The organism is Cryobacterium inferilacus, from assembly GCF_019599185.1.
In the GTDB taxonomy this organism is placed as follows: Bacteria; Actinomycetota; Actinomycetes; order Actinomycetales; family Microbacteriaceae; genus Cryobacterium; species Cryobacterium inferilacus.
Window position 1 is genome coordinate 286,698 of sequence record NZ_JAIEUL010000003.1, and the last position, 8,740, is coordinate 295,437.

General features: G+C 68.7%; 7 protein-coding genes and 1 pseudogene. 5 read left to right on the plus strand and 3 right to left on the minus strand.

Annotated elements, in window-relative coordinates; all coding sequences use genetic code 11:
- Window positions 1-34 precede the first annotated feature (34 nt).
- Both K2F54_RS04835 and K2F54_RS04840 read left to right on the plus strand, forming a co-directional pair.
- Entirely contained in the window at window positions 35-955 is a 921-nt protein-coding gene (locus K2F54_RS04835; RefSeq protein WP_220604741.1) for a 5'-3' exonuclease, read from the plus strand.
- Between the two features lie 199 nt (window positions 956-1,154).
- Entirely contained in the window at window positions 1,155-2,330 is a 1,176-nt protein-coding gene (locus K2F54_RS04840) for an alcohol dehydrogenase catalytic domain-containing protein (protein WP_220604717.1), read from the plus strand.
- A gap of 30 nt (window positions 2,331-2,360) precedes the next feature.
- On the opposite strand, the gene K2F54_RS04845 is transcribed toward K2F54_RS04840, so the two are convergent.
- Window positions 2,361-2,894: an NUDIX domain-containing protein gene (locus tag K2F54_RS04845; RefSeq protein ID WP_220604718.1), complete on the minus strand. Its 534-nt coding sequence runs from the start codon at window positions 2,892-2,894 to the stop codon at window positions 2,361-2,363.
- A 148-nt stretch (window positions 2,895-3,042) separates the two neighbouring features.
- Here K2F54_RS04845 and K2F54_RS04850 point away from each other — a divergent pair, with 148 nt between their 5' ends.
- Together K2F54_RS04850 and K2F54_RS04855 are read left to right on the plus strand one after the other, a co-directional pair.
- On the plus strand, window positions 3,043-4,635 hold the full coding sequence (locus tag K2F54_RS04850) for an HNH endonuclease signature motif containing protein (RefSeq protein WP_220604719.1): 1,593 nt from the start codon (window positions 3,043-3,045) through the stop codon (window positions 4,633-4,635).
- 54 nt (window positions 4,636-4,689) lie between these two features.
- The gene (locus K2F54_RS04855) at window positions 4,690-5,997 is read left to right on the plus strand and encodes a GNAT family N-acetyltransferase (protein ID WP_220604742.1); all 1,308 of its coding nucleotides are present in this window, start codon (window positions 4,690-4,692) and stop codon (window positions 5,995-5,997) included.
- Here K2F54_RS04855 and K2F54_RS04860 read toward each other — a convergent pair.
- Window positions 5,994-6,914, minus strand: a complete 921-nt coding sequence (locus K2F54_RS04860) for a peptidase C39 family protein (RefSeq protein ID WP_308287516.1) — start codon at window positions 6,912-6,914, stop codon at window positions 5,994-5,996. The two genes, K2F54_RS04855 and K2F54_RS04860, sit on opposite strands and share 4 nt — an antisense overlap.
- Window positions 6,915-6,942: 28 nt before the next feature.
- Here K2F54_RS04860 and K2F54_RS04865 point away from each other — a divergent pair.
- Window positions 6,943-7,530 (plus strand): annotated as a pseudogene (locus K2F54_RS04865) (ABC transporter ATP-binding protein); the annotation flags it as partial.
- A gap of 19 nt (window positions 7,531-7,549) precedes the next feature.
- Here the strand turns inward: K2F54_RS04865 and K2F54_RS04870 are convergent.
- On the minus strand, window positions 7,550-8,740 hold a 1,191-nt coding region (locus K2F54_RS04870; protein ID WP_220604722.1), incomplete at its 5' end, for a hypothetical protein.

Genomic DNA, 8,740 nt, shown 5'->3' on the forward strand with positions numbered 1-8,740 from the left:
CAATGCCGCCGTGACCACTCAACCCGAACGCCGGATGCTCCTCGACACCGCCGCCCTGTACTTCCGCGCTTTCTACGGTGTGCCAGACACCGTGCGGTCGCCGGGCGGTGAGCCGGTGAACGCCGTGCGCGGCCTGCTCGACATGATCGCCAGGCTCGCTACCGAGTTCCAGCCGACCGAGATCGTGGCCTGCTGGGACGACGACTGGCGCCCGCAGTGGCGAGTCGATCTCATCCCGACCTACAAGACCCACCGGGTGGCCGCCGAACCGGCCACGGATGCCGACCCGTCGATCGAAGACGTGCCAGACCTGCTCAGCCCGCAGGTGCCGATCATCCGTGAGGTGCTCACCGCCCTCGGCATCCCCATTGTCGGCGTCGCCGAGCACGAGGCCGATGACGTGATCGGCACCCTCGCCTCCCACGGCGAGATTCCCGTGGACGTGATCACCGGCGACCGTGACCTGTTCCAGCTCGTCGACGACTCCCGCGACGTGCGGGTGATATATACCGGGCGCGGCATGTCAAATTTGGAGGTCCTCACCGACGCGTCCCTCACCGCGAAGACCGGCGTCACCCCGTCCCAGTACGCCGACTTTGCGGCAATGCGCGGCGACGCCTCCGACGGCCTGCCCGGGGTGGCCGGCGTGGGCGAGAAAACCGCCGCAACGCTGCTGGCCGAGTTCGGTGACCTCACCGGCATTGTGGCCGCCGCGGCCGACCCCGCCGTGAAGATGGGGGCATCCGTGCGCGCGAAGATCGTCGCCGCCGCGGACTACCTCGAGGTGGCACCGGCCGTGGTGAACGTGGTGCGGGACCTCGACCTACCCGACGTCGACGCGCGCATCCGCCCCAGCACGCCGGATCAGGTGGCCGAGCTGGAACGCCTGAGCGCCGAGTGGGGTCTGAGCACGTCGATGAAGCGCGCTCGCGAGGCCCTTGCCGCCCTCGCTTGACCGAAATCACAGGGTTGCGACGCGGATTTTCGCGATTCGTCACGCCTCCAGGTGAAGCCTGGAGATACGTCCAGGTTGCTTGAGTTCTGTTGTGGGCTGAACAAAGCTGGTGGGAATCGCCCTCATCCGGGCGCACCGCGAAGACGGCCCATACCCGCCGTCTCGACGCAGAATCTCGACGCACCATGAAGAGGACACCGTGAAAGCACTCACTTGGCAGAGCTCCAAAAAGGTCGAGGTCAAAACCGTCGCCGATCCCGTGATCGAGAAGCCCACGGATGTGGTCATCCGCGTCACCTCCGCGGCCATCTGCGGCTCGGACCTGCACCTCTACAACGTGATGGGGCCGTTCCTGGCCAAGGACGACGTTCTCGGGCACGAGACCATGGGCGTTGTTGAGGTTGTCGGCGCCGGCGTCACCTCGCTGTCGGTCGGCGACCGGGTGGTCATCCCGTTCGTGATCGCCTGCGGTGACTGCTTCATGTGCGACCAGGGCCTCACCACCCAGTGCGAGACCACCCAGAACCGCGATTCGGGCACCGGCGCCAGCCTCTACGGCTTCAGCGAGCTGTACGGTTCCGTTCCCGGCGGCCAGGCCGAGAAGCTCCGGGTTCCGTTCGCGGACTTCAACGCCATCAAGGTCGGCGCCGACCTGCCCGACGACCGTTACCTGTTCCTCAGCGACATCCTGCCCACCGCCTGGCAGGGCGTGCAGTACGCCGACGTACCGGCCGGCGGCACCCTCGCCGTGATCGGGCTGGGCCCGGTGGGCCAGTTCGCCAGCCGTATCGGTCGCCACCTGGGCTTGCGGGTTCTCGGTGTCGACCCGGTGAAGGAGCGCCGCGACATGGCCGCACGGCACGGTGTGGAGGTCTTCGACCTCGACGACGACATCGTCGCCACCCTCAAGGCCACCACGGACGGCCGCGGACCGGACTCGGTCGTGGACGCCGTAGGCATGGAGGCGCACGGCAACCCCGCCGCCGCGTTCACCCAGTACGCCGCCGGCCTGCTGCCGGATGCGGTGGCCAAGAAGGTCTTCACCACGGTGGGCGTGGACCGCCTGGCCGCGCTGCACATGGCGCTGGACCTGGTGCGCCGCGGCGGCACGGTGTCGGTGAGCGGCGTGTACTCTGGCGTCGCCGACCCGATGCCGCTGATGAACATGTTCGACAAGCAGATTCAGCTGCGGATGGGGCAGTGCAACGTGCAGCATTGGATCGACGACCTGCTGCCGCTGGTAGAGGACCCGGCCGACCCGCTGGGCGTGATGGACCTCGTCACCCACCGGGTGGCCCTGGACCGCGCGCCGGAGATGTACGAGACCTTCAGCGCCAAGGACGACGGCTGCATCAAGGTTGTGCTCACGCCGTAACCGCCAGCTGCCCACCCGTGGACGCCCGGGTCAGTCTTGTCGGTCGAGCAGCAGGTAGGTGTACGCGGCCAGGGTCGCCGCATCCACGATGTCACCGTCGCGGATCATCCGCCGGAAGTCGCTCTCGCTGAACCAACGGTGCACCATGTCCTGTTCGGTGATCTCCCGCTCGGGCGGCCCTGGCGTCAGCTCGGTGGCCAGGTAGAGATCGCAGCCCTGGCTGCTGTGACCGTAGGCGGTGTAGAAGTGCGCCAGGTGACGGATGCTCCCGGCCCGCAACCCGGTCTCCTCCGCCAGCTCGGCGCGGGCGAGGTCCTCCTGGCTGCCGTCGTTCTCGGTCGGCCAGGAGCCCTGCGGAAATTCCCACGCCCGCCGCCCCACGGTGTAGCGGAACTGCTCCACCAACCAGAATCCGTCGTCGGCGAACGGCACGACGATGGCGAAGTCGGGCTTGTCGACGACGCCGTAGATGCCCTCCGACCCGTCCGGCCGGCGCACCACGTCCTCGCGCACGGTCATCCAGGCGTTGCTGTACACCTCGCGGGTGGATACGGCTTCAGTCATGGGGCACCGCCTCTCCGCTCCCATCCAATCAGCCTCGTTCCGCGGCCGGTAACCGGGGCCTCGAAAACCAATCGTTTGCGGAAGACCGTCGCGCCGGTGGCGTGTGCGGGCGAGCGTCAGTGTCGGTGGTAGCTGAGATGATCTCAGTATGAGTAGCCCAGACCAGGCACCACCGCCAGTTCCGGATGATGACGACTACTCTCCGGAACCCGTTCCACCCGGATCCACCCCCGCCCCTGACCATCCGCCCGGGCCTGATCCGGCCGACCCCGAGTGGGTGCGCTCGGAGCTCGTGCGCCGCACCGAGCTGATCGCGGCCGAGCACCGCGCCATCGCGCAAGCGCAAGCCCGGCAGGCCGAACGGCTGGTCGAGCTGCAGCTCTGGAGCGAGGAACCACAGGTGGCGTGCCGACTGCAGGGCAGTCTGGAAGCCATTCACCTGGCCGACCGGGACGCCGCGACGCTCAGCGCGTGTCAGGCCCGGGCGGTCGCGTTCGGCCGGTGGGAGGACCGGGAGGTGGCCCGGCGCACGATCGTGAGCGAGACGGCGTGCCTGCTCAACCTGCACGAACGCACCGTCGAGCGGCTGCTGGACGAATCACTGTGGTTGCTCTCAGCCCCGGCGACGTTCGATGCTTTGACGGCCGGCGAGATCAGCTACCCGCACGCCAAGGCGCTGATCGACCAGATGCGCACCCTGCCCGAGGCCGACCAGGCCGCGTTCGAAGACGCGGTGCTGCCGCACGCGAAAACCCTGCCGGTGGGCCGGTTCACCAATCGCGCCCAACGGCTGCGGGAGAAACAGCACCCGGAATCCATCGTGACCCGCACCAAGAACGCTCTCGCCGACCGGCACACCCGGTGGGAACCCGCCGCGGACGGGATGGGCTGGTTGCACTGGTACGGCACCGCCCACGACACCAAATCCGCGTTCGACCGCATCGATACCACTGCCAAGACCTTGCAGAAGCACGGCGACACCGACGCGGGAACGGGCGCGGCAACGGGCTCGGGCTCGGCGGCTGAGCGGGCGGAGGCCGAGCAGCAGCGCAAGCGCGGCCTCGCCCAACTCCGGGCGGACATCACCCGGGCCCTGCTGCTGGACGGTGTCACCCCCGACGGGCTCGGCGCCGGCATCCGCGGCACGGTGATGATCACCGTGCCGGTCCTCACCCTCCTCGGCCAGAGCGATGAACCCGCCACTCTCGAGGGCTACGGGCCGATCTCCCCCGAGACCGCAAGGGAAATCGCCGCCACCGCACCCAGCTTCACCCGGCTGCTCACACACCCGGAGACCGGCGTCGTGCTCTCGCTGGGGAAGACCCAGTACAAGAACACGAAGGCCATGAAGAAGTGGTTGCGGATGCGCGACGAAACCTGCCGGTTCCCCGGCTGCAACCGGCCCGCGGTGAAATCAGATGTGGATCACACCGACGACTGGGCCAACGGCGGCAGCACCGACTGCGACAACCTCGCCCATCTCTGCGAAGCCCACCACCGGCTCAAACACCTCTCCCGGTGGCAGGTCGTTCAGGAGCCCGGTGGGGTGCTGCTCTGGACCTCGCCGGGCAGGCGCAGCTACCGCACCGACCCGGCCAACCCGGTCGCACCACCCCGACCCAGACCCCCGGTGGTGACACCTAAAAGCCGCAGACGACCGGCCGCGGCGAGCTACCTGATGCCCGAACATCAGCCCACACGTCGCCCGTCACCGCCGGTACCCGAGAACCCGCCGTTCTGAGTCGAGCGACGAGCTCAGAGGAGGTGGTTCCCTAGACTCGGATCCATGTCCCCGATGAGTGCAGAGTACGAGATCCGCCGGTTTGAGCCGGCAGCACCAGACGAGCCCGGCTACCCCGAGGCCACGGCGTGGGACAAGGCGGTGTCGTTCGGGTTCCATGAGGAGCGCAGCACCGACGAGCGGATGAAGGAATCCATCGCCATGAGCCGGGTGGACGGTGCCGTCTACACGGGTGCCTACCAAACCGGTCAGCCGGCTCCGCACTCGCTGGGCATCGAGGTGCCCGTCGCCACCTTCGGCACCCGACGCAGCACTCTCAACATCGGGTTCGGCAGGCTGCTGGATGCGCATCTGATCACCGGAGTCACTGTGCGCACATCGCACCGTCGACGCGGCCTGTTGCGCCGGATGATGACCGAAGACCTCGCCCTGGCGAAGGCCGCCGGCGTCGGCATCGCCGCGCTCACGGCATCCGAGGCGTCGATCTATGGTCGCTTCGGGTTCGGTGTGGCCACCGCCGAGCAGAGCATCACGGTTGATACCAGCGCCAAGTTCAAGCTTGCTCATCAGCCGGTGGGAACCGTGGAGGTCGCCGACCCCGAGGTGCTGCTCGAGCTGGCACCCCAGGTCTTCGCCCAGCTGCACGCCGAACAGCCGGGATCGATCGGGCGGCAGGAGTTCTACCGCCAGCTGGCCGCAGGCAAGACGAGCCGTGAGGGCGGGCCAGACACCAAGGTGAAGGTGGCACTGCACTATGCGCCCGCCGAGACCGGCGACGGTTCGGCCGTGGGAACGGTCGACGGTTACGTCTCGTACCGTTTCGGCGGCTGGGACAAGACTCCCGCCACGATGGAGATCGTGGACCTGGTGGCGGCGACCCCGGCGGCCTACCTGGAGCTCTGGCAGTATCTGGCGGCCATCGACCTGGTGGAGCGGATCACCTGGAACGAGTCACCGGTCGACAACCCACTGAGCTGGGCCCTGGTGGATGCGCGGTGCGTGGCGGCGTCGAACCCGCGCGACCTGCTCTGGCTGCGCATCCTGGATGTGCGCCAGGCACTCGAAGCGCGCCAGTTCGCCGCCGACGGCACACTGGTTCTGCGGGTCACCGACGAACTGGGTCTCACCGCGGGCACCTTCTCGCTCGAGGTGCAGGGCGGCACGGCGCGGGTGACCGTCTCCGATGAGGCACCCGATCTGCACCTGGACATCGCCGCTCTCTCGTCGATCTACCTGGGCGCGGTGAACCCCGTGTCACTGGCGGCGGCGAACAAGCTGCGTGAACACACCGCGGGCGCAGCATTCCTGCTCGCCCGACTGTTCGCCGTCGAGCGCCCGGCGCACTGCCTCACGCACTTCTAGCGGCGGAGGAAGACCACTCCGCGGTACCCCGTGTCTCCCCAGGCGATCATCCGGTCGAGATCGTCGACCGCAATCGGCAGTTCGTGCGAGTCGACCCAACTCTCGCCCCAGGTCGAGGAGATCCACGGGTCGTCGATGTACACCACGCCGTCGGCGGCAGCGTGCGCCAACACCCAGTGCGGCACCGCGAAGCCCATCATCGGCTCGAGGTCGATGAGCAGCAGCGCCAACTCGCCGGCGCCCACTCGAGCCGCAATCTCGTCGATCGAAACGCGTTCACGTCGAACACCGATGTCGCTCGTCAGCGCCTTCCGTAGCGAGTGGGCCTGCAACTCTTCGCGAAACCTGCGGTCAAAGCCGTCGGGGTAGGACTCGAGCAGCACCGCCTCCCCGGTGTCAAGGAAGACCTCCACCGGCGAGGTGCCCGCGGCATCCACGAGGGATTCCCGCAGGGCCACGGCGAGACCGATCGGCTCACAGGACGGGTAGTTGCTGGCCCGCCGCCAGAAATCGATCTCGCTGTCGCGGTTGCTGTCGTCGGCTGCGAAGCCGCCCGAACCGCGGATCTCCAGAGCGAGAATGGCGGCGACGGCACCGCAGGTGAAGGAGCTGGTCTGCGAGTAATACGGCGGTTCGTCGTGGGCGTCGGCACGGAGCCAGCGGATGTAGCCCGTCACGCCCTCCGTGCCGGCGGCCGAGCGATACGGCGAGCGCATCCGCGAGAATCCGAGTCGTTCGGGCAGGCGGATGCCGACATCGGACTCCCACTTAACGGCCACATCGCCCCGCCGCTCGGCGTCGACGATCACCTCGGCCACGAGGTTCTCGAGTGCGGCTTCCGCCCCGGCCACCCCCGCTGCCTGCCAAACGTGCGCGATCTTCGACGCCGCGGTCGCCGGCCGACGAGTCGTGATCACCGCAGCGATCGGGCGCCCCGCGGCGCGCTCCAAGGAGGTCGCCCGCACACTGGGCCTGCTGCCCCAGCGGCCGCTCGCTCCGGAGGGCATCGCCGTGGCCGACCTGGTGGGGCGTGGACGGCATCCGCACCAGAAGATGCTCGCCAGGTGGAGTCCCCGCGACTACGAGGCGGTCTCCGACGCCCTCGCCGCGACCGGTATCTCCGACCTCGCCGAACGATCGGTCGACGAGTTGTCTGGTGGGCAGCAGCAGCGGGTGTGGATCGCGATGGCGCTCGCGCAGGAGACCGACATCCTCCTGCTCGACGAGCCGACGACGTTCCTCGACGTGACCCACCAGATCGAGGTGCTCGACCTGCTCACCGACCTCAATCGCACGCGCGGCACGACCATCGTGATGGTGCTGCACGACCTCAACCTGGCCGCGCGGTACGCCGACGAGCTCGTCGCCGTGCGTGACGGCCACGTGCACGCGATCGGCGGCCCCGCCGAGGTCATCACCGAGGTGCTGGTGCGCGAGGTGTTCGGGCTCGAGAGCCTGGTGATCGACGACCCCCTCACCGGCAAGCCGATGGTGCTCCCGAGTGGTCGGCACCACGTGCGCGCCGGCTCGTAACTTCCTGCCTGACGCACCTCTAGGCGCCTGCCGGCGACGGCCTCCACACACTGTCCGCGCCATCGAGGTGCCAGTCCGCGGCGGTTGACGCGTCGCGGTCCAGGTCTGTCAACCAATAGGTGGCGCCCGGGTCCGACCCGGCGAGCACCGTCGCGCGGTCATCATCGAGGCGGATGCCCGTTCCGGCCGCGCTCAGATAGCCGGCAACGCTCAAGTGCACGGCGTCGTAGTCGTGCCGCACCAGCGACCAGTCCGGAATGACCCACGTTCCGTTGCGTCCCGTGATGCGGTACCAGTCGTGTCGGCGGGACGCCGTTACCTCCAACGGGTAACGCCTCGCCAGGTGCGCCCAGGCCGCGGCGCCGTCGATCTCGAAGGTGCGGGCATCCGCCGTAATGTGCACGCGCTCGACCGTGGCCGACTCCCAACCCAGCGTGTCTTCAACGAACCGCAGGCCCATCGGCCCCTGGCCGAGCGCACGGGTGGTGCTGAACAGCCCGAGGGCCGGGCGTGACCACCAGGTGCCGCTGAAATTCCCGGCCGGATTGGCGGGGCGATCGCGCTGGGCCCTGGCCTCCTCCTCGACCTGGAGCGCCTGCCAGCGGTCGAGAATCTCCCGAGCGGTTTCGGTCGGCGGCCGAGGGATGCCGGGGAGGTCGGCGAACGTGACCGCCCACTGCTCGCGGACGTGCATCGGGTCGACCCACCGGGCGCTCCCTGGAGCGACGGCGATGGCCTCGGCCACCCGGCCGAGCGCCGCGCGCACCTCCGGCGTGCCCGCAAGCACGTCTTCGCCGCCCGGCTCCTGCCAGTACCTGGCGGTGTCCACGGCCGTCGCGAGAGCGAGCAGCAGGGTGTTGTCGTCGATGACCGGGAGGCCCACGGCATCTAGAAGTCGTGCGACTTCGTGCGGCGTGGGTGCAGGCGGCGGGCCCGACCGCTCGTCCACCCCTGGCCCGAAGAGCACTCGCGACGCGCCCTGGCCGGGGTCAAGATCGTAGACGGCGTAGAACACGGCCGTGCGCAGTTCCTCCATCTCGGTGTCCTCCGTCGCACGCGGGGCGAGCGCCACGTCCAGACACAGCCGACGACCCCGAGGTCCGGCGAGCAGATCTTCAGCGTGCAGCGTCACAAGTGAATATTGGCTTCTAGGGGAGCCAGGGGTGGTGCGGGTGAAGGCCGCTGCGTCGAACCATGAATCGTGTCGTTC

Coding starts and splice junctions, on each gene's coding strand:
- K2F54_RS04835 (WP_220604741.1), top strand. CDS start 35: ATGCTCCTCGACACCGCCGCCCTGTACTTCCGCGCTTTCTACGGTGTG.
- K2F54_RS04845 (WP_220604718.1), bottom strand. CDS start 2,894: ATGACTGAAGCCGTATCCACCCGCGAGGTGTACAGCAACGCCTGGATG.
- K2F54_RS04850 (WP_220604719.1), top strand. CDS start 3,043: ATGAGTAGCCCAGACCAGGCACCACCGCCAGTTCCGGATGATGACGAC.
- K2F54_RS04855 (WP_220604742.1), top strand. CDS start 4,690: ATGAGTGCAGAGTACGAGATCCGCCGGTTTGAGCCGGCAGCACCAGAC.